The sequence below is a fragment of the Rhizobium sp. BIGb0125 genome (genome assembly GCF_024810055.1).
GTDB lineage: Bacteria > Pseudomonadota > Alphaproteobacteria > Rhizobiales > Rhizobiaceae > Agrobacterium.
On the sequence record NZ_JANUDV010000003.1, the window covers coordinates 295843 to 317452 of the forward strand.

27 protein-coding genes and 1 pseudogene are annotated in these 21610 nt (G+C 55.3%); 17 read left to right on the plus strand and 11 right to left on the minus strand.

The features are described 5' to 3' along the window. Positions 1-2: 2 nt before the first annotated feature. The 4 genes from M2418_RS09600 to M2418_RS09615 all read left to right on the plus strand — a co-directional run bounded on the left by M2418_RS09600 (position 3) and on the right by M2418_RS09615 (position 3352). Complete coding sequence (locus M2418_RS09600) at positions 3-1784, plus strand: chloride channel protein (RefSeq protein ID WP_405049402.1); 1782 nt, start codon at positions 3-5, stop codon at positions 1782-1784. A 123-nt stretch (positions 1785-1907) separates the two neighbouring features. Then, the gene (locus M2418_RS09605; protein ID WP_259146173.1) at positions 1908-2345 is read left to right on the plus strand and encodes a YqaA family protein; all 438 of its coding nucleotides are present in this window, start codon (positions 1908-1910) and stop codon (positions 2343-2345) included. 98 nt (positions 2346-2443) lie between these two features. Then, complete coding sequence (locus M2418_RS09610; protein WP_250985510.1) at positions 2444-2767, plus strand: low molecular weight protein tyrosine phosphatase family protein; 324 nt, start codon at positions 2444-2446, stop codon at positions 2765-2767. Positions 2768-2833: 66 nt separating this feature from the next. Beyond that, positions 2834-3352 carry a GNAT family N-acetyltransferase gene (locus M2418_RS09615; RefSeq protein ID WP_259146175.1) on the plus strand — a complete coding sequence of 173 codons (519 nt, stop codon included), beginning with the start codon at positions 2834-2836 and terminating at the stop codon, positions 3350-3352. Here the strand turns inward: M2418_RS09615 and M2418_RS09620 are convergent. Then, a complete protein-coding gene (locus M2418_RS09620; RefSeq protein WP_259146176.1) occupies positions 3349-4164 on the minus strand; it encodes an AraC family transcriptional regulator in 816 nt (271 codons plus the stop codon). The genes M2418_RS09615 and M2418_RS09620 overlap by 4 nt on opposite strands. A gap of 76 nt (positions 4165-4240) precedes the next feature. On the opposite strand from M2418_RS09620, the gene M2418_RS09625 reads away from it, so the two are divergent. Further along, on the plus strand, positions 4241-4963 hold the full coding sequence (locus M2418_RS09625; RefSeq protein ID WP_259146178.1) for a class I SAM-dependent methyltransferase: 723 nt from the start codon (positions 4241-4243) through the stop codon (positions 4961-4963). Positions 4964-4975: 12 nt separating this feature from the next. On the opposite strand, the gene M2418_RS09630 is transcribed toward M2418_RS09625, so the two are convergent. Both M2418_RS09630 and M2418_RS09635 read right to left on the minus strand, forming a co-directional pair. Further along, on the minus strand, positions 4976-5215 hold the full coding sequence (locus tag M2418_RS09630; protein ID WP_259146179.1) for a hypothetical protein: 240 nt from the start codon (positions 5213-5215) through the stop codon (positions 4976-4978). Between the two features lie 50 nt (positions 5216-5265). Further along, the gene (locus M2418_RS09635) at positions 5266-6042 is read right to left on the minus strand and encodes a phosphatase PAP2 family protein (RefSeq protein WP_259146181.1); all 777 of its coding nucleotides are present in this window, start codon (positions 6040-6042) and stop codon (positions 5266-5268) included. Positions 6043-6345: 303 nt separating this feature from the next. Here M2418_RS09635 and M2418_RS09640 point away from each other — a divergent pair, with 303 nt between their 5' ends. The 4 genes from M2418_RS09640 (at position 6346) to M2418_RS09655 (ending at position 10184) form a co-directional block, all read left to right on the plus strand. Continuing rightward, positions 6346-7038 (plus strand): response regulator, encoded by a 693-nt coding sequence (locus tag M2418_RS09640; RefSeq protein ID WP_250985472.1) that lies wholly within the window; start codon positions 6346-6348, stop codon positions 7036-7038. Beyond that, positions 7035-8201 carry an ATP-binding protein gene (locus tag M2418_RS09645; RefSeq protein ID WP_259146183.1) on the plus strand — a complete coding sequence of 389 codons (1167 nt, stop codon included), beginning with the start codon at positions 7035-7037 and terminating at the stop codon, positions 8199-8201. The genes M2418_RS09640 and M2418_RS09645 overlap by 4 nt, the downstream gene beginning before the upstream one ends. A gap of 229 nt (positions 8202-8430) precedes the next feature. Beyond that, a complete protein-coding gene (locus M2418_RS09650; RefSeq protein ID WP_259146184.1) occupies positions 8431-9357 on the plus strand; it encodes an alpha/beta hydrolase in 927 nt (308 codons plus the stop codon). Positions 9358-9443: 86 nt separating this feature from the next. After that, entirely contained in the window at positions 9444-10184 is a 741-nt protein-coding gene (locus M2418_RS09655; protein WP_259146185.1) for a metallophosphoesterase, read from the plus strand. 107 nt (positions 10185-10291) lie between these two features. On the opposite strand, the gene M2418_RS09660 is transcribed toward M2418_RS09655, so the two are convergent. Beyond that, complete coding sequence (locus tag M2418_RS09660) at positions 10292-11389, minus strand: acyltransferase (RefSeq protein ID WP_259146187.1); 1098 nt, start codon at positions 11387-11389, stop codon at positions 10292-10294. Positions 11390-11612: 223 nt separating this feature from the next. Here M2418_RS09660 and M2418_RS09665 point away from each other — a divergent pair, with 223 nt between their 5' ends. After that, the gene (locus M2418_RS09665; RefSeq protein WP_259146189.1) at positions 11613-12026 is read left to right on the plus strand and encodes an MbcA/ParS/Xre antitoxin family protein; all 414 of its coding nucleotides are present in this window, start codon (positions 11613-11615) and stop codon (positions 12024-12026) included. Continuing rightward, entirely contained in the window at positions 12020-12715 is a 696-nt protein-coding gene (locus tag M2418_RS09670) for an RES family NAD+ phosphorylase (RefSeq protein ID WP_259146190.1), read from the plus strand. The genes M2418_RS09665 and M2418_RS09670 overlap by 7 nt, the downstream gene beginning before the upstream one ends. A gap of 72 nt (positions 12716-12787) precedes the next feature. On the opposite strand, the gene M2418_RS09675 is transcribed toward M2418_RS09670, so the two are convergent. The 3 genes from M2418_RS09675 to M2418_RS09685 all read right to left on the minus strand — a co-directional run bounded on the left by M2418_RS09675 (position 12788) and on the right by M2418_RS09685 (position 14198). After that, complete coding sequence (locus M2418_RS09675) at positions 12788-13288, minus strand: hypothetical protein (RefSeq protein WP_259146191.1); 501 nt, start codon at positions 13286-13288, stop codon at positions 12788-12790. A gap of 113 nt (positions 13289-13401) precedes the next feature. Beyond that, on the minus strand, positions 13402-13764 hold the full coding sequence (locus M2418_RS09680; RefSeq protein WP_259146192.1) for a hypothetical protein: 363 nt from the start codon (positions 13762-13764) through the stop codon (positions 13402-13404). 23 nt (positions 13765-13787) lie between these two features. Continuing rightward, complete coding sequence (locus tag M2418_RS09685) at positions 13788-14198, minus strand: hypothetical protein (RefSeq protein WP_259146194.1); 411 nt, start codon at positions 14196-14198, stop codon at positions 13788-13790. A gap of 454 nt (positions 14199-14652) precedes the next feature. On the opposite strand from M2418_RS09685, the gene M2418_RS09690 reads away from it, so the two are divergent. From M2418_RS09690 to M2418_RS09705, 4 genes and pseudogenes are all read left to right on the plus strand, one after another. After that, positions 14653-15027 (plus strand): hypothetical protein, encoded by a 375-nt coding sequence (locus M2418_RS09690; RefSeq protein WP_259146196.1) that lies wholly within the window; start codon positions 14653-14655, stop codon positions 15025-15027. 32 nt (positions 15028-15059) lie between these two features. After that, positions 15060-15560, plus strand: coding sequence for a hypothetical protein (locus tag M2418_RS09695; protein ID WP_259146198.1), 501 nt, complete (start codon positions 15060-15062; stop codon positions 15558-15560). 311 nt (positions 15561-15871) lie between these two features. Then, positions 15872-16156, plus strand: a complete 285-nt coding sequence (locus M2418_RS09700; protein ID WP_250985459.1) for a hypothetical protein — start codon at positions 15872-15874, stop codon at positions 16154-16156. A 53-nt stretch (positions 16157-16209) separates the two neighbouring features. Beyond that, positions 16210-16548: pseudogene (locus M2418_RS09705) on the plus strand (ribonuclease E inhibitor RraB). 303 nt (positions 16549-16851) lie between these two features. On the opposite strand, the gene M2418_RS09710 reads toward M2418_RS09705, so the two are convergent. Further along, entirely contained in the window at positions 16852-17106 is a 255-nt protein-coding gene (locus M2418_RS09710) for a hypothetical protein (protein WP_259146199.1), read from the minus strand. Between the two features lie 643 nt (positions 17107-17749). Between M2418_RS09710 and M2418_RS09715 the strand changes: the two genes are divergently transcribed. After that, the gene (locus M2418_RS09715) at positions 17750-18247 is read left to right on the plus strand and encodes an SMI1/KNR4 family protein (RefSeq protein ID WP_259146200.1); all 498 of its coding nucleotides are present in this window, start codon (positions 17750-17752) and stop codon (positions 18245-18247) included. Positions 18248-18475: 228 nt separating this feature from the next. Here M2418_RS09715 and M2418_RS09720 read toward each other — a convergent pair whose 3' ends face one another. Together M2418_RS09720 and M2418_RS09725 are read right to left on the minus strand one after the other, a co-directional pair. Further along, positions 18476-19717 carry a glycosyltransferase family 4 protein gene (locus M2418_RS09720; RefSeq protein WP_259146201.1) on the minus strand — a complete coding sequence of 414 codons (1242 nt, stop codon included), beginning with the start codon at positions 19715-19717 and terminating at the stop codon, positions 18476-18478. A 228-nt stretch (positions 19718-19945) separates the two neighbouring features. Next, positions 19946-20380 (minus strand): DUF6678 family protein, encoded by a 435-nt coding sequence (locus tag M2418_RS09725; RefSeq protein WP_259146203.1) that lies wholly within the window; start codon positions 20378-20380, stop codon positions 19946-19948. Between the two features lie 198 nt (positions 20381-20578). Here M2418_RS09725 and M2418_RS09730 point away from each other — a divergent pair, with 198 nt between their 5' ends. After that, positions 20579-20947 carry a hypothetical protein gene (locus M2418_RS09730; RefSeq protein ID WP_259146205.1) on the plus strand — a complete coding sequence of 123 codons (369 nt, stop codon included), beginning with the start codon at positions 20579-20581 and terminating at the stop codon, positions 20945-20947. Between the two features lie 39 nt (positions 20948-20986). Here the strand turns inward: M2418_RS09730 and M2418_RS09735 are convergent, their stop codons facing one another. Then, positions 20987-21553 carry a manganese efflux pump MntP family protein gene (locus M2418_RS09735; RefSeq protein ID WP_259146206.1) on the minus strand — a complete coding sequence of 189 codons (567 nt, stop codon included), beginning with the start codon at positions 21551-21553 and terminating at the stop codon, positions 20987-20989. Between the last annotated feature and the right edge of the window lie 57 nt (positions 21554-21610).

Below are 21610 nucleotides of genomic sequence, written 5' to 3' on the forward strand. Positions count from 1 at the left end.
CCATGTCGACCAAGCCTTTCCGTGCTCCCAATATGGCAAGCTTTTTCGACAATGTGCGCGCCAGCCGCTTGCGCGCCATGTTCCGGCGTGGCGAACTGGGCTTGGTGGCCTTGGCTGTCATCATCGGCATTGCCGCCGGTCTTCTTGTCTGGCTGATTGGCGCGATGAGCACAGCGTTGCATGTGCTGGTGTTCGGGGTAGAACGGTTAAGCAGCAGCAGTCTTTCGGGCTGGGTTGTTTTTGTCGGGCCCATGGCCGGTGGCGCTGTGCTTGGCCTGATCATTTTTATTTTGTCGAAAACCCGCAAAAAACCGATGATCGACCCCATTGAGGCCAACGCGCTGCATGGCGGGCGTATTTCCCTGACCGACAGTATTCTGGTGTGCCTGCAAAACATCGTGTCCAACGGTTTTGGCGCGTCGGTGGGCCTTGAGGCCGGTTACACGCAGATTGCCAGTGGTGTTGCCTCAAAGCTTGGCACCAAGCTGAAACTGCGGCGCGGCGACATGCGTATTCTCGTCGGCTGCGGGGCCGCCGGTGCCATTGCCGCCGCCTTCAATGCGCCGCTGACCGGGGCGTTTTACGCCATTGAACTGATCATTGGCACCTATACGATTGTCACGCTGGCACCGCTGATCGTCTCGGCGCTGGTTGCGACCATCGTCATCGGTTTTATTGGTGGCCACGGCCTGACAATCGACCTGTTTGATGCCAGCCGCGTGACGGCACCGGATTATGTGCCGGCCATCATTCTTGGCATTATCTGCGCGGCGATCGGTATCGTGCTCATGCAGGCGGTGTCCTTCATCGAGGAAACGGCGCGCAAAAGCGCTATTCCCACCTGGTTGCGCCCGACGCTGGGCGGCGCTGTGGTGGGGGCACTTGCGCTGATTTCACCGCAGGTTCTGTCCAGCGGCCATGGGGCGCTGCATCTCAACATCGATGCCGACCTGCCAATTTACATGCTGGCCGGTCTGTTCCTGCTGAAAGCCGCCGCCAGTGCGATTTCCATCGGCTCCAACTTCCGTGGTGGCCTGTTCTTCGCATCACTGTTCATGGGCGCGCTGCTGGGGAAGATTTTTGCCATTATCGTGCCCTTCATCGGCTACGGCCAGACCGCGCCCATCGTTTACGCCGTTATCGGCATGAGCGCCTTTGCCGCCGCCATTATTGGCGGGCCACTGACCATGACCTTTCTGGCGCTGGAACTGACCGGGGACTTCCAGATTTCCGTGCTGGTGCTGGCAGCCGTTGTCACCACATCGCTGGTGGTGAGAACCACCTTCGGTTACTCCTTCGCCACATGGCGTTTTCACCTGCGCGGTGAAAGCATTCGCAGCGCCCACGATATTGGCTGGATCCGTGACCTGACGGTGGGCCGCATGATGCGTGCCGACATTCGCAAGGCCAATGTCAGCATGGGGCTTTCCGACTTCAAGGAAAAGTTTCCGCTGGGTTCCACGCAGCGGGTGATCATGACCGATGATGACGGCCGTTATGCCGGCATGGTTCTGTTGCCGGAAATCTATGCAGACCCGATGGACCGTGATCCGGAAACCATAAATCTTGGAACCTATCTGCATTACAAGAACGACATTCTGCTGCCGACCATGAATGCGCGCCAGGCGGCAGCGGCCTTTGACGCGGCGGAAAGCGAAGCGCTGGTTGTCGTCAACAACAAGATCGAGAACCGGCCGGTTGGCCTGTTGACTGAAAGCCACACGCTGCGCCGTTACAGTGAAGAGTTGGAACAGCGCCGCCGCGAGGCATCGGGCGAGCTTTGAGCATGGTTGACGATTCCGACGCGATTTACCCGCGCCTTCATTTCGCACAGGGGCGGGCAGGGTCTATCGCCACCGCCATACCTTCATCATCGACAGCCACCACATGGAATGGTCCCACCACTGATGACTGAACTTGCTGCCCTCTCGGGCTTGTTTATGGCCGCCTTTGTGGCCGCCACCATTTTGCCCGCCCAATCGGAAGCGGTGCTGGTGGGGCTGATCTATACCGGGCATTATGCCGTGTGGATATTGGTTGCAGTCGCCAGCGTCGGCAATGTGCTCGGCTCCGTCGTCAACTGGCTGCTGGGGCGCGGCATCGAACGCTTCCGCAACCGGCCATGGTTTCCGGTCAAGCAGGCATCGCTGCAGCGCGCGCAGAACTGGTATCAGCGTTACGGCAAATGGTCACTGCTGCTCAGCTGGGCACCGATTATCGGTGATCCCTTGACCGTGGTTGCCGGCGTGATGCGCGAACCTTTTCCGGTGTTTCTTTTGCTCGTTACCATCGCCAAGGTCGGCCGCTATGTGGTGCTGGCGAGCGTGACGTTGAGTTTGGTGTGAGTGTTTCGAGAGATCGGTCACGCCGAAACCTCAAGTTGCAATTGTGAGAAATTCATTGCTACAAAGTAGCAGTGCTTACTGAATCATCGAGGCCGAAAATCAAACGCGTATTATTCATCTGCAGTCAAAACAAACTGCGCAGCCCCACTGCCGAACAGGTGTTCGCACGATGGGACAATCTTGAGGTTTCGTCTGCCGGAACCAATAATGACGCTTTTAATCCGCTCGATGGTGAACAGATCGAGTGGGCGGATATCATCTTCGTCATGGAAAAGGCGCACCGGAACAAAGTTCAGCAAAAGTACAAAAAGTTCCTGCTCGGCAAACGGCTTATCTGTCTGGACATCCCTGATGATTACGAGTTCATGGACCCTGAACTGGTGAAGATACTTCAAGCGCGAGTTCCGCGTTATCTGCCGTGACAACTGGTGGACCCGGCACCAGCGGGCGCGGCGTGGCAAAACGGAAAATGACCTGTGAATGCGGACATGATGACACTGATTGATTTTGAGCCTGCGCACTTTCCCGTTTTGCGCAGCTGGCTTTCCAGCGAACGAGAGCTTGTGCAGTGGGGCGGGCCGGACCTGACCTTTCCTGTCAGTGATGAGCAACTGGAGCAGATGCGGGCCGAGGCGTCTGGTACGCCGCCCAAACGCCTGTGCTGGATGGCGGTTGATGCTGATCAGGCACTGGCCGGGCATATTCAGTTGGCCATGGATTGGCGGCATGGCGTTGCCCGCATCGGACGGGTGATCATTGCGCCGGATCATCGCGGCAAGGGGCTTGCCGGGCCGTTGCTGCAAGCGGTTCTCGAACGGGCTTTTTCGTACCCTGAAATCGAACGGGTAGAGTTGAACGTCTATACCTGGAATACGCCGGCCATGCGTACCTATGCGAAGGTGGGTTTTGTGCCGGAGGGGGTGCGGCGCTCGTCTGTTCAGGTGGGTGACGAGCGCTGGGACACCGCTATCATGGGCTTGTTGCGAGCCGAATGGGAGGCCATTTAAGCCTGGTGTGTGTTCAGAGTGGCTGGCCCCTTCCGGCCATCTGCGCATTCTATGATGTCTGTTTCAAACCGCGGCGCGTAGCCGTATGAGCGGGAAAATGCCCGTGAAAACGCAGCTGCACTGCCGAAACCAACGTCTGCGGCAACGGATTTGACACTGCGGCCTGAACGCAGTTGCGCGCGTGCCAGCGACAGCCGCCACTGCGTGAGATAAGCGGCCGGTGGTTGGCCGACCACATGTTTGAAGGTTGCGATGAAGGTGCTGCGTTTCATGCCCGCACGTTGCGCCAGTTCACTGATTTGCCAGTCACGTGCCGGGTCTTCATGCATGGCAATCAGGCTGACATGCAGCTCAGCATGCGCAAGTCCGGCCAGCAGCCCGGCATTGACGGTGCCTGCGGCAATGGCCTTGCGGATGGCCAGAACCACGACCACTTCGCACAGCCGGGCAAAGATCGTGCCGCCGCCACAGCGCCGTTCAAGGCTTTCTGTGACGATGAGGTCTGACAGCCCGCGCAAGTGTGGTTCCTGCGAAAGATCAAACGACAATGTGTCGGGCAGGGTGTTGATCAACGGATTGATGATGCCGTTGAAATCAATGACAGCGGCGGTCAGCAGCGTGGTGCCCGGCAGGGGCGCCCCGGCGCTGCGCGGCACGTAAAGCAGGTGGGTTGGCGCGCCTGCGCCATCCGCATCCAGAATGAACAGATTGGCATTGCCAAGCTGTTCGGCGTGATGGGCTTGAAGGCCATAGGTGCGCAGGAAGGCTGCCAGCCGGTCATGCTTTTGGTTCGGATTTGAACGTTCGATCATGCAATTAGCCATAGGCTTGATCGATGTTGAGGTAAACTGATGACAACGCACTCATGCCATAAAATGGACTGCCGTCATGTCAGACACACCCGCAAACTCTGTCACCAAATTTGATCAGTCACGCGCAGAGGAATATGCGCACCAAAGCCGGATTGCGCTTGCCGGTTACGATGCCTGCCATGAACTGTCTGCCTGCATGGTGTCGGCCTCTCTCGCCGATGTCAGTCAGGCCCGCATTCTGGTGGTTGGGGCAGGTGGCACGGCTGGCGAAATCATCGCCCTTGCGGGACTGGAACCTGACTGGTCGTTTGTGGCTATCGATCCGTCCGCACCGATGCTGGACGCGGCGCAGGAAAACATTGCCAATGCCGGGCTGGCGGCGCGGGTTACCTGCATAGCCGGTGACCTTTCGTGTGTGGACGGAGATGCGGTGTTTGATGCCGCCATCATGATTGGGGTTTTGCACCACCTGCCCGGTGATGCCGCCAAGCGTGACATCATGCGCCAGCTGGCAGCCCACCTGAAAGACGGTGCACCGCTTGTGGTGGCCGGAAATTACCGGGCCTACCAGTCTCAGCCACTGTTCATGGCGGCATGGGCGCGACGGTGGAAAATGTCCGGCGCGCAGCCGGACGAGATCAGGGCAAAGATGGACCCGATATTGAAAGGTGCCGAACCACCGGTCTCGCAAGAGGCAGTCGATACGCTGTTTACACAAAACGGGTTTGAACACCCCACGCAGTTTTTTGCCAGCCTGTTCTGGGGCGCATGGATTTCAAGGCGTCGCCTGATGCCCTGATTGCCAAGGCGGTTACTGGCGGCAAATGCGGATGCGCTTTGCCCCCTTCTTTTCCTCAACATCAAGCCATTGTTCGGTGAAAGCGGTTGGCGGGTCGTTCAGAAGGGCGTCGATGTCGAGACCATGGCGCAACATGTCGCGCCGCGCCTTTGACGGCAGAAGTTTCGCCAGCAATTGCAGCGGCGTGACGGGCAACTGCAGTTTTTCCACGCAGATGCCATCGACATATTTTTCGATAAGAAGTGTGCTCACGGGTTTGTCCTTTGACGGTGATGTTGAGTGGAAAGGAAGGTGCTGCGGGGCTATCTGCGCCGGGCTGGTACAACCCGTGCCCGGGTCAGAAACGCATCGATGCGTTGTTGCTGTGGCAACAACCAGCGCCAGATCAAGACCATGGCAAACAAAGTCAGCAGCCAGCCAAGCATGACATCAGACAGGAAATGGGCGCCAAACAGCACGCGATTAAGCGCAATCACCGCAAGGAAAGGCGTGAGAACGAGGGCGGCGATGCTGCGCAATTTCTCAGGGATGAATACGAGAAGTGAAAGAGCGGCTGCAGCGCCCGATGCCTCGCCTGAGGGGAAGGAGCAGTTGCGTGCGCAGGTGGCGGCAAACTGCCAGACCGGCGTAAAATCTGCACTGCCGCCAAATTCCAGAAGGTGGCGGGGCCGGGCGCGACCAATCAGGGCCTTTAATGTTTCGACAATGATGACCGGCCCCGCGGCAAAGCTGAGCAGTACAAACAGAGGTTTGTGCAACTGGCAGAACCGGTATTTGCGCGGCAAAGCCAGGTTGAGGCCAAGGAGCAGCAGCATGGCCCCGATGATGTAATAGACGCTGCCACGGCTGACGTTTCGCACCGCTTTCAGGAAGGGTTGCTCTGCCAGAACAAACACCGAGCCGTGCGCAAACCAGCGTGATGCCGCAAGGTCCACCATGGGAAAGACCACGAAGAAAAAGCTGGTCAACACAATGGCTGTGCCAAGCAGGCTGATTGCCCTTTCCGTACCTGTCTGTGTGGTCGGCTGGTGTTTTTGAAGGGACGCGCTGGACAGAAAGTCCGATGCGGTTTTTGACATGCTGGTCATTCCTGGGGCCACGGCACAGACCGGAAAATGCTGCAAGATTTTCCACCGGCCTGATGCGTAAGTTCAACGAGATGGAGCAGCCTTGCGCCGTTGAGTGACGCCAGGTGCCCGTGTGTGGCCGGAATTTGAAATTCAATTGTCAAGAAACGGCCAAGACACGATCAAGGGCCTGTTCAGATTGGGTTTTCCGACGATCAAGAGACTGTTTGGAATTGCGTGAGGGCGGTTTATTTCCCATAGTCGCGGCGGCTTTGACGGCCAAATGTAAGACCTAAATGATAGCCAGGGACAAAAGTGGACAATAATCTTGTTCTCATCGTTGAGGATGAGCCGGCAATTGCAATGATCCTTGAAGGATATCTGCAGCGTGACGGCTTTCGCACCGTGCATGCCGCCGATGGTGAAACCGCCCTGCAGCACCATGCCATTCTAAAGCCGGACCTTGTGCTTCTGGATGTACGCATTCCCAAGCTGGATGGTCTGGGTGTGCTGGCGCGCCTTCGCCAGACCAGTTCGACACCTGTCATCATGGTCACTGCACTGGCCGATGATCTGGACCGGTTGAGCGGCCTGCATCTGGGCGCCGATGACTATGTGGTAAAGCCGTTCAACCCGCAGGAGGTTGTGGCGCGGGTGAGGGCGGTGTTGCGCCGGACACTGGGGGAGCGAAAGGACACAATACGACGGTTTCGGGCGATTGAAGTGGATTTCGGCAGTTATTCGGTTTTCGTCAACAAGGATGGGCAACGTATTGCCCTGACATTGACGCTGAGTGAATTTCGCATTCTGGCGCATATGATCCGCCACCCGACGCAGGCATTTGGCCGCGCCGACATTCTTGATGCCTGCCTGCCGGAAAGTGACGCGCTGGTGCGCACCGTCGATACGCATATTTCCAACCTTCGCCGCAAGCTGGAAGAGTTGGGGCAAACCGGTTTCTTTTCCGCCGTGCGTGGCATCGGCTACCGGTTTTCTGATCCGCTATGAGGTTGCCGAGATTTAAAAACCTGTCGCTTGCAACGCTGACAGCCATTGTCATCGCAACCATGTTATTGCTCAGCGTTGGCATGGCCTATGTCGGGGTAAACCGGTATTCGGCTTATCTGGATGACACTATCAACAGCAACCTGCCGCCAGAGGCCGCAGCGGCCTATAAGGCATTGACCGAAGGCGATGTGCCCGATGGTGCTGGGGTCAAAATCCTTGTTGAACATCTGAACGCCCAGGATGCGCAGACCGATTTGCAAATTCAGCTTGCCGCCCTTGTGTGTGGACTGCTGTCCGCGCTGGTTTGCGCCATTATCGGCATCTATCTGGCGCGGCGCATCGCCCGGCCGCTGGAAGATCTGACCGTAGCGGCAGAGGCGCTGAAATCGGGCGACTTTTCAGCACGGGTTGCGGTTTCCACCAGCAATACGCAGGAAGTTTCAAGCCTTGTCGAGACATTCAATGCGCTGGCCACCAGCCTTGATACGATGGAAAAGCGTCTGCGTTTCAACAATATGGCCATTGCCCATGAGTTGCGCACGCCGCTGACCATTCTGCAGGGCGCGCTGCAGGGCATGATCGACGGCGTGTTTCCGATGGAGCGGAAGATTATCTCCGACCTTCTGCTGCAGGTGGAGGGGCTGGGGCGAATTGTCGAGGATTTGCGCACCCTGTCGCTGGCGATTGGCCATAAGCTGGTGATGCAACGCCAGCCGCTTGATGTGGCGCAGGTGGTGGAGGCGGTTGTTGCAGCGGCCCGGCCGATGCTCGAGGAACGCGCGTTCGAGATTGAAATTGCACTGAAACCGGCAATGATCTTAGCCGACCCATCACGGGTGCGCCAGGCGGTGCTGGCCCTCCTCAACAATGCCTGTCGTTATGCCGAAAGCGGTCGCTGGCTGCGCTGTGAGACGGAAAGTCTGCCCGACGACAGCGTGGTTATCCGTGTTCTCGATCGCGGCCCCGGTTTTCCTGAAGATATGGACGCGGTGGCCGTCAATCCCTTCTGGCGCGGTGATCCATCACGATCGCGGGCAACCGGCGGCACCGGGCTTGGATTGTCTGTCGTGCAGGCCATCGCAACCGCACATGGCGGCCATCTTGAATTCAGCAATCGCCCGGAGGGCGGCGCGATGGTGGTCATTCATCTGCGCCCGGAGTGATGAAGGCCAAGGCTGACCATATGGCAGCCTCCCGTATCTCCAGCCCGGTGCGGCGGTGAACTACACCGTTCGCTTGGCTTATCAGCGGCTTAATATATGTTACCGTCATCAACCCCAGGTTTTGTTTTTGTTAAGCACATATCCATTTGCCAGACTTCTGGTCTTATTGCCGCGCATATCCGTCCGTAGAGGCTGACAGCATCGACATTCTTTGGGCGGAGACTTGCGCGTGCAACATAATATTCAAAAGATCATGCTGGCAGCACTGATGGCTGGCGTCAGCGTTACCGGTACCGCAACGCAAACTTATGCGCAGTCAGCACCAAAGGCGCAGGCGGGTGAGGGGCGGGCCTATGAGATAATCGGTAGTGAGGTCTGGGATGTGCCTGATCCGGTTTCAGGGCGCGGCTACCAGGTCTTTGTTGCTTTGCCGCCGTCCTATGCCACCCAGCCAAACCGGCGCTATCCCGTGCTTTATGTCACGGATGCTGACTACGCTTTCCCTGTTATTCGGCAGATCGGCCGTCGCCTGAACGTCGAGGGGCCGCAGATCAAGGAATTCATCCTTGTTGGCCTGTCCTATGCCAAGGGTGAGGATGGAAAAGTCAGTCGTCAGCGTGATTATACCCCGACCCCAAGAGGTCCGAGCACGGCAACAGCAGGCGCAGTGCATGGTGAAGGAAAAGCCTATCAGCACTATCTGGCCGATCAGGTCAAACCGTTCATCGCCACCCGTTACCGGACCGACCCGGCTGCATCGTTTTTCCTTGGACACTCCTACGGGTCTTTGCTCGGCGCGCAGATTTTGTTGACGCAGCCTGACCTGTTTAACGGCTATGTGCTCGGTAGCCCGTCGCTGTGGTATGACAAACGCCATGCTTTGAAGCTGGAAGAGATGTACGCGAAAAACAACAAGGACTTGAGCGCCAAGGTCTATCTTTATGTCGGCGCTTACGAAGCCTTGCGCAAAGGCGACAGACGCTACAACCAGTCGGTGGATATGGTGGCGGATAACAAGGCTTTCGAAGCGGCTTTGAAAAGCCGTCACTATCCGAACCTGCAATTGAAATCAGTTGTGCTTGAGGACGAAGATCACCTGACTGTTGCGCCACGCGGTTTCACTCAAGGCCTGAAATACCTTCTGTCCGTGCGTTGAGCACATTGCAGCGAAACGGCCTAGGCGCTCTTGCCACTCCGGTCGGCATGTCGTCTAAAGACGTTGATTTTCAAGCGAGGTTTTAAATGCGTATAGCGGTGTTGTCAGATGTTCATGGAAATCGTGTCGCACTTGAAGCCGTTGTAGAACATTTGCGCCGAGCTAACCCTGATGTCGTCGTGAACCTCGGTGACCTTGTGTCTGGGCCATTTGACCCTGCCGGTTGTGCGGATCTGCTTATGAGCTTGGGTTACGAAACCATTGCGGGAAACCACGAGCGACAATTGCTTGAAACCGGAACAGGCGCTTCCGACGCTTTCGCACGGCCGCGCCTGACCGAAGCACATTTCAAATGGATTGCTGGATTGCCTGCGACCCTGACGCTTGCCGATGGAGAGGTTTTTGCATGCCATGGAAGCCCCGCTGGCGGCGATCTTGAATACATGCTTGAAGACGTTCGCTCTGGAAGGGCTACTCTTGCCCCGGAGGATGCTATTATTGGCAAGCTCACGGGTATAGGAGACGCCCGTGTGGTCTTATGTGGACACACCCATATTCCTCGTGTTGCTTATGTTCGCGATGTTCTGATCGTAAACCCCGGTAGCGTGGGAATGCCCGCATACAGTGACGATATGCCTGTGGCTCATGTGATTGAATCCGGCGCGCCTCACGCACGGTATGCTCTGCTTGAAAAGCTCTCTTCCGGCTGGTCCGTGGATTTGCGCGCTGTTCCCTATGATTTTGGGGTTGCAGCACGCCAGGCAGAACAGGCAGGCCGCTATGAAGTCGCATATTCTTTGCGCACCGGGCGCATGCCTGCGGAATAGTGCGCTGTGAGGCACCGCAGTTCTGATGTGTTGCGGCGGTCAGTCTTTCAATTGGCCAGATGGGCCAGTCTGCTTTATGCTCCAGTTGCTATATCCGCGTCGTTATCTCAAGGCGTCTGGTGGCTTTGACTGGTGAGGCTGATCTTCTGTTTGCGGGCTTTGACTGCGCGGTTGATGGCGCGTTGGAACGGGCCTTCCAGCAGAATGGCGAAGACCAGGGTGACGAGAGCGGTCACCGGAATGGTCAGCCAGGGCGAGAGTTCAAGGCTTTCACGCATGTCCGCCATGATTGGGAAATGCAGCACGTAAACGGCGTAAGAGACCGGGGCCAGCAAGGCAAAGGGCGCAAATAGCGGCCGGAACCATTTCCAGCCGTTGAGCGACCAGACAAACATGGTAAGCGCAATGACCAAGGCACCCGCAAAGTGGCGAAGTTCCAGAAACGGAAACAGCACACTTGAACCGATATCAATCTCGACATCGCTGTTGGACGCCAAAAGAGCAAGGCAGAGTGCCACAAAAGCAACCGGCAGCAGCGCCAGGAAAAACTCCTTTGCCTGCGCGCGGCCAATATAGATTTCACTCATGACTGCACCCAGCCACCAGATGCAGAAATAGGCCAGAAAGCGGCTAAGCTGATTGGGGTAGGCCAGCATGACCAGGAAAAACACCACAGAGGTGATGCCTACAACGACGGTTCGGTGTGCCGGCGGCGTAAAGCGCACCAGCACATAATAAAACAGGTAAAAGGCCACTTCGTAGGACAACGACCACAGCGCCTGATTGCCCATGTAGGGTTCAACAATGGTACCGAGGCGAGGGCGGTCCTGCAGCATCAGCGCATTGCCGATAAAGGTGCCGAGGTCGATGTCAATCCATTCACGGGCTGCCAGTGCGGTAAAGAGATAGGTGGCAAGCAGTGCGACCAGAAAGATCGGCATGATGCGGACCAGCCGGTCACGGGCAAAAATGCGGAAAGTCTTTTCTGGCCGTTGCGACCAGGAATAGTTGATTGAAAAACCTGACAACAAGAAAAACAGGATGACCGCCTCCTGCCCGAAGCGGAAGGGAATGGACAGGATGTAGGAATATTCCTGAACCTCTGGCCGCAACACGTGGAAAAAAACCACATAAAGAGCTGCAAAGCCGCGCAAGCATTCAATCTCGAAGAGGCGATTTGTCTTCGGGTCTTTACTGAAAATCAATTGCGGCTCACCGTAGGGTCACGTCATCGCTGCTTGGCGGAAGAGGGGTGTTTTCATGCTGTTTCGTTTTCTGCAACGCCCAGATTAAAGGTCAATTGTTAATTAGCAGGAACATGCCGCTTGTAAAAAGGCCGCTCAGGCTGCCGCGACACGATGGTGTATCGTCAACGTCCTTGCCAAATGGCACAACTATGGTATTTATACGCCAGAATGTGAGGTTGCCATGTTGTTACAGCCAATTGTGCCCACGCTGGCCGATGCCAGTTCAACGGACATCAGCGATGCGGAATCCGGAGCTTTGGCACGCACCACGGTAAACCTGTTTAATGCCTGGAAGCTGACGGATGCGCAGGCCTGCACGTTGTTGGGCGGGCTTTCCGCCCGCACCTGGGCACGCTGGAAAGAGGGCAGCCCCGGCCGCATAGACCGTGATCTGCGAATGCGGATGGCGCATTTGATGGGCATCCACAAGGGGGTGCGTTATCTGTTCAAGGATGTGGCGCGCGGTTACGAGTGGATCAAGGCGCCCAACGCCGCCTTTGCTGGCAAGTCGGCACTCGACATCATGCTGCAGGGCGAGTTGTCGGATCTGGCCGTGATGCGCGAATGGCTCGATGCCGAGAGAAGCGCATGGTAGGGCACCTGTCCGTTCGCGCCCATGTGCGTTCGCAGACCTACCGTATCATTCGGTCTATCTTTCCCCCCATCCACCTGTTTGAAGACATTGCCGATCCGCGTGACTGGGAAGCGCTGGTGGCCGTGGAGGAAAAGACCAATCCACGGGTGCGTTACGAGGTGGGTGATCTGGGCAAGGTGCCGGCCGACCGGCGTGTGTCGGGTCCGGGGTCCAGCCTTGTTATGGCACCCTTCGTGCATTGTTCCACCGACCGGCCGGGTCGGTTCAGCGATGGCAGCTATGGCATTTATTATGCCGGCGGCACGGAAGATGTGGCGGTGGCAGAAACCGTGCATCACCACCAGAATTTTATGCGCGCCACCCAGCAGGCACCCGGCTGGACATCCGATTTCCGGGTGCTGGTGGGCCGTATCGATAGGACATTGGATGATGTGAACGCTGTGCCTGGCGTGCTGCATCCCACGGATTACAGTGCATCGCATGTCGAGGGAAAGCGGCTGCGGACCGCCGGCAGTGACGGGCTGTTATGGGACAGCGTACGCATGCCGGGTGGACGTTGCATCGGCGTGTTCTGGCCTGACGTGATCAGCATTCCCGATCAGGGGCGACATTATTGTTATCACTGGAACGGCAAACGTGTGGACTATGTGCGCCAATACGACACCGGCGCGGTGCTGAAGGTGGATTGAACAGGGCGGGTGCGTTGAGGCAAACTCTGTTTCGTATTTCATGCTGACAGATGCCATGTGTTGGGACGTTTATTACTTTCCTTCGAGCCCGGCGTAACAGGTCTGCAGCGCGGACACCGCTTTGTCTGATTGATCCGACCTGAAAGTATAGGGGCCGACGCTGATGGTTCTGGTTTTGGCGACCTCATTGAACCAGTCGACATGCCCCTCCAGTTCCACAAGGAAAACGCCAGCCTTTGGCTGGGCTCCCGCCGCAATCGGTTTGTCGTTGATGATGACGGGAAAGTATTCGACGTCATCGGGAAATTCCTGTGTCACGGAGACAATGACAGACAAACGCGGTGCCTTCTGGTCGGCGGTTGCCTTGACCACAAGCATGTCAAAACTGCTGTCACTGGAACCGGGCAGAGACAGCATGCAGGAACATTTTGCGTGAAACAGCGTCCATGCGCCGAAAGATTGTTGCGACAAGGCGTTATCGCCATTTTCAGCGATGCATTCTTTCGCGGCGTCTGGTGGCAGGGCCGTCACCGACGCGGCCAACAGGACTAAGCTGTAGAAAAATACAGGCATCTTTCACCAAAGGCTATTGTGAGGCCGCAAACGGGATCGCGCCTTCAAAAAGAAAGTCCCGGCTGGTGAGAGCCGAGACCTTCGAGGTTAACCCAGTTACGTCTCAGATTGGGTTATTGCTTCGTCAGTGCTTCAAACGAAGCGCAACGGTCGGCAACCGTCATTCCGGTTCCCTGTGCAATATCTTCCATCGACACGCCGGAACTGCCGTCAAAGCTGTTTCCCTTTGCGCCTTCCGCTTCATACGCGTCACCTTCCGTGGTGCTGGCAGGGGTAGGCAGAACGCCTACGATATTCTGGTAGGCCTTTACTGTATCGTCGCTCAGGTGGCCTTGCTCAACGCAATATTTGATCAGGCCGAGCTGGTTTCGCGAGTTGTTGTACAATTGCTGCGTTTCATCCGCAGATGCAGCCGATGCCAGCATCATAAGCGGTACAGTTGCTGCCGAGAGAAGTGCCAGGTAACGGTTTTTCATCGAGTATCCTCTTCCTGTATCGATTATTTGCCGGCTTTGTTTTTCGCCATCATGCGTCCAAGGGTGATTTGGCCCCGGTACTGGCCGCAGACCTCATCGACGCTAACGCCATTTGCTGCAGCCAGATCTGTTAGTGACTGTTCGTCGCCCTGAAGATAGGAAATTCCCTCGCGGCCCTTCTGCTCATGCAGCTCGGCTTCGGGCGTGTTTTCGACTTCGCCAAAAATCTCATCCGTGCCAACCTTGAAAAACTGCTCCGCATCTGGGTCCAGCAAACCCTTGCCACTGCAATATACAACTATACCGTGATCGTTTCGCCGCTCCAAATAGGCGGAATCCGCTGTTCCTTGCGCGGCAGCGCCGGATAACGAAGCCACAATCGACAGTAAAACAGACAGGGCAAAGATTGGCGTTTGAAAAGTATTTTCGGTCATATGTCGACACCTATGTCTAGGCTTCGTCAAGCGAGATCGACGTTGCCTCTTCCGCATTCATCACTGTGCTTTTCACCGTGTGGCCGTCTGTTTTTGCAAACGAAAGATCAGTCGTAACAGCTTTTTTGCACTATTGGCGGCTTATGGATTAAAATTTGGGCAATTGCAATACTTTTGGTACGTGGTTTCGTTTTTGATTAACGTCATGGTTGCGTATCAATTTTCGTGCTGATGTAGCGGAAAACATGGCCAAAACCATTGCTGTTGATGCCTGGCCGCCAAGGCGAAATCTTGAGAGGCACGTCTTGATGGCGGGGTCTTCATGCCGGAAATTCTGACATCAAGGCGAGTAAAGAGCCGTCCGCGACAGTTGTGCTTTTTGTGAGCGTTCGGTATGGGTAGCAATGTATACATCTACTTTAACGTGTTTTATGCGTAGCTGGGAATGGGTGTCATGCCTGGAATGCGGGTGATTTTGTACGTCTTTGGTTTTTGCGCCGCGAGTTCATGCTGGGCGCCGGGCCATGCGGCTGGTGAGGCTTATACGCCGACAGGTGAGGGATTGGCCGCGTTGCGTGCCGAGGCGAAATCTCATTACGAGAAAGGCGACAAACGTCAGCTTCTCAGGCTTTCCGGCGTATTGGACCCGATGGGGAAAGACAAACGCCTCGATATCAGCTGCCGACTTGCCGCAACGGGCATCGCACGCGAGGTGAAGGGGTATATCGGCGGGCTTGATGCGCGTGATGCGGATGCGAGGAAAATCGCTGAATCACGGGTCCGCATCGCTGCAATCTCGGTCAAGCGCGACCTCGCAAACTGCGAATAACTACAAGCAATATATCATCGAAAGGATAGATCATGTCGAATTTTCGCTCTGCACTGATGGCTGGCGTGCTGCTCCTACTTGTGCCGGGTGCATCTCATGCACAGGAAGCGGGCTTGGCGGAGCGCCGTGCCATTGCGGCCTACGCCAAGGAGACATGGCCGTCTTTGGAGAAGGCAATCCAGACTGCGGCAGGGTTTGCGGTGCCCGTCACTCTTGATCAGAAAAGCCTGGCGCTGCCAGGCTTGGCGGAATCATATACTAGCGATGACTATCTCCGTAAAACCATCATCGATCCTCTGATCCAGTCTCTTACGGACATTGCTTCGAGCGACATCGGCAAGGACGCGCTGCAGGAAAAACTGAAATCGATCGTCATCCACTATGACGAGGCGTCAGCGCCGGCTTCGAACTACGCGGATGGCGTTTCATTCGATGACGGTGTGTTGACCGTGAACTGGAGGCCGTTCACGAATGTTGATGACATCCAGCCGCGCACAAAGGCGCTGACGACAAAGCTCGAACAGAAGCTGTAACCGTCGTCTCATGCGCTCGCCGTTCAAGAACGGTTGGCCACTCACCATTCTGCGCCGCAAAGATTGGTCCTTGCGGCGCAGACTTTAATACAGGTCCTGTGACTTTTGGGGCAGGGATTTGGCGGATACCATGTAGCTGCCCGTTCATGCACCCCAGGCCCCAACGGGCAAGAAAAAATTCATATTCACTGTAGGATGTGGTCGCAATTCATTGAAAATGAATATTTTTTACGCCGAGGTGTTGAGTGGATACTGTAACGTTGTGGAGGCCTGTGGGTCCCGTTGAACTGGATCTGATCAGGCAGAGCGGCATGACGGCGTTTCCGCCACGCTTGCCTGATCAGCCAATTTTTTATCCTGTGCTGACAGAGGATTATGCCATTCGTATTGCACGGGATTGGAATGTCGGTCGAGATGGCGCGGGCTATGTCACGCGTTTTGACGTTCAGGCTGCATTTCTTTCCGCCTATGCTCCGCAAGAGGCTGGCGGCCAGGCGTTGAAGGAATACTGGATACCGGCGGAAGATCTCGAAAAATTCAATGCTGCGATTGTCGGCGAAATCGTCGTGACCAAAAGCTTTGAACGGAACCAGTGATATTGAAAGCATGGCGCGTGAATTCGGGGTGATTTCCAGGGCAAGGATTTACCATGCAACATGACATTCCAGACGAAGTTAACGGCGATGTCGTGCGCAGATTGGTGGCAGACGGAGATAATCTGTCCGTGCCACGGACGATTGATTTCCAGGTCATATTTCCAGATGAAAAATCAGCGACACGATTTGCAGAGGTCGTCAATTCGAAATTTGACAGTGTCAAAATAGAGCTTTTTTAGGAAGGCACGCCTGGACTTGCCTGGGATGTCACTACCAGTCGAATGATGCTTCCAGACCATAAAGAGATCACGGAAGTGGAAATGTTTCTGGAAGACACGGCAGCTCTGTTCGGCGGTGAGAATGACGGTTGGGGATGTTTTTCAATTGACTGAACGTTGAACGTTTCGATGTTGCGTTCGACTGTGCCGTTCTTTCGGATGATTATTCGCGAGGGAGGCGCTTCACTCTTGAGCCCGCCCAAGCCCACACATAAATCGCATAAGATATATTATGGAACTTATTCGTATGGGTAATAGCCCAGAATGCCTGAAAACCTGGTCTTGGACGCTTTGGATGTTGCCTGTCTTACGCTGTGGGTTTGCTGACTGCCATATGCATTGCTGAGTGTCGCCGTCCTGCTGTGTCATCCTCCGCAACGCGCTACGACGCGCTGCGCTGTGTTGAGCCGCCTTTGGTCACTGTACAAAGTACGGCGCGAAGATGTGCATATGTGGCACCACCGCCAATGGGCTTACCATGCCAACGAGAACAATTGAGCTGATCGACGCCAAAGCCCAGATGATCCAGAACGCACGAAACCGACGTGTCAGAAATCCGATCAGACAAATCAGCAATACGAGCGTCAGGAATGTAAATGCGGTCATGAGGCTCTGGTGACCGACGCTGAGAAAAAGCACACGCGGAACCAAACCAACCAGCAGCACCAGCACAATCAATTGCGGTGCCTATTTCGCATCGACCAAGCGTCTCGCATTCAACACGATATCATTGCTCTCTGTGACGTCGCATGGCCATATCAGCTGTCTGTCTGCACGCTATACGGACGGTCTTTAGATGGTGTTGTCTGCGTGTGCCACAGTACAGTATGCAAGTTCAAGTTCAGTCGATGAGCATGGTAATTCTGCGTGCCGATGCATGTTCAGTCCGTTAGCAGGACGCGATGAAATGGTCACTTGTCTGGATACACTGACAGCGCATTTCACTTCAAAATGGCTCTCGAAGAAACGAAGCAGTCGGTTTTTCACATCCTGAAATTGGTGTGGTCGAGAAGACCTGAATAACTGAAATACTCAGTTTTCAGGAGTAGGGCGCTCCCCTACCCTTTGGCTCTTATCGTACCTGTGGATGTCAGACATGAATTTTCTATCATTCCTGTTTAGCAGTGTTGGTTAGTTAATTGAAATAATGTAGAAAAATGTATTCTGATTTTGTTGGTTTCTGGTGTTGGTGGCGAGTTTGACCGTTTTCGCATAATGTGGATTAATATAAAGAAATACTGAACTGATTTTGCTTGTTAAATGACATTTCCAGTTCTGAATTTTTCATCGCTGTCTTTATAAGGGGTATGGTGCTGTGGATGTCAAGGAATATGCCGAGATATGGGGATGGTATCAGCAGTTTTCGCATAAGCCCGGTACAGCCTACGACCATGAGGCTGGCAATTTTTTCATACGTGTGGAGCCAGAAGACATCGCAGACTTCAAGGATGAGTTCGGTGATATCCTTCCGCCGATATATGAAAAGTTCCTGTTGGAAATAGGGGCTGGATGTTTGTCCAGAGATGTCAATTCGAATGTTTCAATTGCTTCTTACAATGAGTTTCCAGATCTCGGCCAGATAGCTGCCATCTTGCGAGAAGAAACGTCCGATTGGGTGGTTTATCCTGATTTTATTGCCAAGGATGAAGTGCCGATTTTTATGGCCTATGCACATGCAGTATTTGTACTGCGGCCTCGGCAAGAAGCGGTTTTCTGTCCGCATTCGGATAGGAAATTTGCCTCTTCATTTTGCGACTTCTTGCGCAGGCTGATGATGGATACGTCGTTCCATGAAAAGGATCAGCTACACTGATTTTGCTGTTGCGGCAGGCCGCAGACGCGTCTAGCCGTTCCACAATTGCGGGTAGGGTTTCCCCTGCCCGATTTGTCTGCCTTTAGCTGCGAGAGTTTGTGCTACGGGTATCAGACGTCTTGCCGGAACTTGCAGGCAATGCCCACAACTCGTTTTCCGTCGCTGCTGGAACTTCAGACGGATGGTGGAGCAGGCCTGAGCAATCCTCGATGTTAGCGGTGCAATTCCTCACGCGTTACTCTTGGCCGAAAGTGTCTGTTCGAAGGTTTGCAGACATTGGCGCGCTTTCGTTTGCCAGTCGTAACTCACCAGCACGCGTGCTCGTCCAGCCTCGCCCATCACACGTATGCGAGCGGGATCGTCCATGAGTTGCTGTATGGCATCCGCGAAGCCAGCAATGAAACTTGCCCGGTCGATGGGGTCTACCAGAATGCCGTCGACGCCATCCTGCACGACATCCTCAGCCCCACCCCAGCGCGTTGCGATGACAGGCACACCGGCCGCTAAGGCCTCCAGACAGACATTGCCGCCAGCCTCGCGCATGGAGGGCAACAGAAGTGCGGCTGCGTCCTGATAAATTTCGACGATTTCCTCGTGGCCCTTGAAGCCAACAAAGGAGATGGAGCCCTTGCCGCTTGCCGCGAGCTTTTCGAGGCGTGGTCTCTCCGGCCCCTCACCGACGATGGTCAGGCGTGCCCGCCCTTCCAGCCGATGGATTGCCTCGATGGCGAGGTCTACCACCTTCCAGTCAATCAGGCGGCCGACATAAACGAAATGGGTCGGATCAATCGCACCGCTACGATCCACGTTCTGCCAATTGGCAGCGTCGATCGTGGCGTCGAAAGAGCGAAATCGAGGCACGTTCTTCGTGGCCACGGGAAGGTTCATGAGTGTGCGGTCGTTTGCGTAGAACAGGCCTGCTGCGTTGCGTTTTGCCGGAAAGATGTAGTGCAACGGCTCCGCAATGTACCGCCCCGCTGCGATCAGATATTTTCCGGCTTCGCTGGTCTTGTCGCGCATGCCAGGCGGATAGTCCATTACGCCGTTCAGCGGACCGAAAAAGACGGGAACGCCGATATCCGTGATCAAGCTGATCGCCTTGGGAGGGATAGGTATCGGCACGAATACGCAATCGATATCACGAGCCTTCGCGCGTTGCCGAAGCTCCTTGCGCTGTCTCGCCTCTGTGGCGAGGCGGATGATCTGGTCGGTATAGGCTTCGCGCACGCGGCCCGGCAGGTAAAGGCCAAGACGGTAGACAATCTTTTGAAGCTTGAGGTCGGAGAAAAGCGTGACATCGTTTAGCTCGTCGGCTGTCAGCGACGCATGAAGATCCGGCTCCACTCTGGCATGCGACAAAAGCTGAGGTTTCAGGCCGAGTTGGCGAAACGCGCGGAAGAAACGCAGTGGAATGGCGGCCTCTCCGCCCTTGGTGAAAGATGCGTTGTCGCAGACTATCGCTATTTTCAATGCACTCCCCCGAAACACCAAGACATGAAGATCGAATATTAGGTTGTATTATTGATTAAATAGTATGCATATGAATTGTTTGATGTTTGCTGAAGTCAATATACCGTCATTACGCGATTTTTGTTTAAGGCAATAATTGACGATGGCCCCATTCACGCCCGTCTACACCTTTTTGGTGGAGCGTAAGGCTACCCGCAGTGCGTGAAGGCCCTTTCCTTTGCTGAGGCCTTAAGCGGTCGCCTTGATGTGGCGGGGCAGTTCCACGCCGGCACTATGGCCATAAATAACGAACAGGTCGTCTTCCTCAGTGAATGGAATGTTCAGGCGAATGAGGATGTCGCGGAACTGGTCCGAGTGATCTTCGATAAGAGGCTCGATCAATTGCCCTCGATGCGTGACCTTTTTGGCGTAAACCTTGATCCACTCGATATGAAGTCCCAACGCGCATTCAGGAATGCGTGCCCAGTTGCCTAGATAAGGTTGAGGCTCTTTCGATAGGAGATACTTTTCTTCGTAGCCTGGTACAAAGGCCATTTCCTCGATGACGGCCTTACATAACTTGTACCACTTGGTATCGTTCATATGGGATGTCAGGCCACGCTCGGTCAGTGCGTTGTGTATCTCTGTGCGCAGATCGTCATTGATGCCGCCGATGTAAAACATGGTCTGTATCCGGGCGTTCGTTTGTACTGTTGTGACGCATCATACGAAAACGCGCGAGAGTTGCAATCGGCGAGATTTTTGATCCTTATAGCAACTGCTTTTCCCCTCACCCCTACCCCCTAACCTCGGTTTTATCCTGGTGTCAGCACTGCGGGCGCGCGAAACAAAGCGGTCGAAGTCGGTGCTGCTGCGAGCGATATGCCTCATCTGACCCTGCTATCTGCCGGGTTGTTTGAAGTCCGATTGATCTCAAATTTCGCTATTGCAACTCATTCGCAGAAGTGTCAAGCTGCATGTCGCAACGCCATGTTGCGTGTGAGTGTGGTTATGAAACGTGATTTATACTCTCAACCAGATGACATCTGTCCCGCCGGCCATTGCGCCAAGGACGGTCGACAGAGGTCACTTTTGCCATTCAAGGCGACCCTGCCCTCATCGCGCAGTGTCTCGGTTCTGTCGCGTGGCGTGATTGCTGCGACGCTGCTGATTGCTTTTGTCGATGGAAGAATTCATATTGCAACACAAGATGTTGCGGAAAGTTCTTCAAGCATTTATTCAGCCGATTGATAGCTGAAAACCACCCTCAAAGCAGTGCTGGATAGCGGTTTAAGCCGCCATCAGATGTTCGTAGAGGATAGACGAACCAAGGCCAATCAGCACGATGCCGGCAATGCCTTCGGCATAACGGCCGAACCGTTCACCCAGCAAACGACCGACCATGATACCGCCTGAGGCGAAGATGAAGGTCGCAAGGCCAATGCCGAGGGCGATGACGGCAATGTTCACATCAAGGAAGGCCAGCGACACGCCGACGGCCATGGCATCGAGGCTGGTTCCGATGGCGGTTGCCACCAGCACCAGGAAGGATGCATTGACGCTGGACTGTTCGTCCTGCTCGTCCCCCTTCAGTGCGGAATAGATCATGTTGAGGCCAACCGCACCCAGCAGCACGAAGGCCACCCAGTGGTCGATGGTGGAGATATAGGCGGCAGCGGCAACGCCGGCTGCCCAGCCGATCAACGGCGTGATGGCTTCCACCACACCAAACACGATGCCGGTGCGCAACGCTTCCCTGAATGGCGGGCGACCGAGTGCCGCGCCACGCCCCACGGACACGGCAAAGGCGTCCATGGACATGCTGATGGATAGCAGGATGATTGCCATGATAGACATAACAAGACCTCGCGGACATAGACCCCGGGCGTCATCTGCCCGTCCGATATGGCAGAT

Excerpts from the sequence above, each read along its gene's own strand:
- M2418_RS09695 (WP_259146198.1), top strand. The coding sequence starts at position 15,060 with ATGTCGAATTTTCGCTCTGCACTGATGGCTGGCGTGCTGCTCCTACTT.
- M2418_RS09605 (WP_259146173.1), top strand. The coding sequence starts at position 1,908 with ATGACTGAACTTGCTGCCCTCTCGGGCTTGTTTATGGCCGCCTTTGTG.
- M2418_RS09690 (WP_259146196.1), top strand. The coding sequence starts at position 14,653 with ATGCCTGGAATGCGGGTGATTTTGTACGTCTTTGGTTTTTGCGCCGCG.
- M2418_RS09620 (WP_259146176.1), bottom strand. The coding sequence starts at position 4,164 with ATGATCGAACGTTCAAATCCGAACCAAAAGCATGACCGGCTGGCAGCC.
- M2418_RS09670 (WP_259146190.1), top strand. The coding sequence starts at position 12,020 with ATGGTAGGGCACCTGTCCGTTCGCGCCCATGTGCGTTCGCAGACCTAC.
- M2418_RS09665 (WP_259146189.1), top strand. The coding sequence starts at position 11,613 with ATGTTGTTACAGCCAATTGTGCCCACGCTGGCCGATGCCAGTTCAACG.
- M2418_RS09725 (WP_259146203.1), bottom strand. The coding sequence starts at position 20,380 with ATGTTTTACATCGGCGGCATCAATGACGATCTGCGCACAGAGATACAC.
- M2418_RS09675 (WP_259146191.1), bottom strand. The coding sequence starts at position 13,288 with ATGCCTGTATTTTTCTACAGCTTAGTCCTGTTGGCCGCGTCGGTGACG.
- M2418_RS09700 (WP_250985459.1), top strand. The coding sequence starts at position 15,872 with ATGACGGCGTTTCCGCCACGCTTGCCTGATCAGCCAATTTTTTATCCT.
- M2418_RS09625 (WP_259146178.1), top strand. The coding sequence starts at position 4,241 with ATGTCAGACACACCCGCAAACTCTGTCACCAAATTTGATCAGTCACGC.
- M2418_RS09730 (WP_259146205.1), top strand. The coding sequence starts at position 20,579 with ATGCCTCATCTGACCCTGCTATCTGCCGGGTTGTTTGAAGTCCGATTG.
- M2418_RS09600 (WP_405049402.1), top strand. The coding sequence starts at position 3 with ATGTCGACCAAGCCTTTCCGTGCTCCCAATATGGCAAGCTTTTTCGAC.
- M2418_RS09735 (WP_259146206.1), bottom strand. The coding sequence starts at position 21,553 with ATGTCTATCATGGCAATCATCCTGCTATCCATCAGCATGTCCATGGAC.
- M2418_RS09635 (WP_259146181.1), bottom strand. The coding sequence starts at position 6,042 with ATGTCAAAAACCGCATCGGACTTTCTGTCCAGCGCGTCCCTTCAAAAA.
- M2418_RS09645 (WP_259146183.1), top strand. The coding sequence starts at position 7,035 with ATGAGGTTGCCGAGATTTAAAAACCTGTCGCTTGCAACGCTGACAGCC.
- M2418_RS09685 (WP_259146194.1), bottom strand. The coding sequence starts at position 14,198 with ATGACCGAAAATACTTTTCAAACGCCAATCTTTGCCCTGTCTGTTTTA.
- M2418_RS09655 (WP_259146185.1), top strand. The coding sequence starts at position 9,444 with ATGCGTATAGCGGTGTTGTCAGATGTTCATGGAAATCGTGTCGCACTT.
- M2418_RS09615 (WP_259146175.1), top strand. The coding sequence starts at position 2,834 with ATGATGACACTGATTGATTTTGAGCCTGCGCACTTTCCCGTTTTGCGC.
- M2418_RS09680 (WP_259146192.1), bottom strand. The coding sequence starts at position 13,764 with ATGAAAAACCGTTACCTGGCACTTCTCTCGGCAGCAACTGTACCGCTT.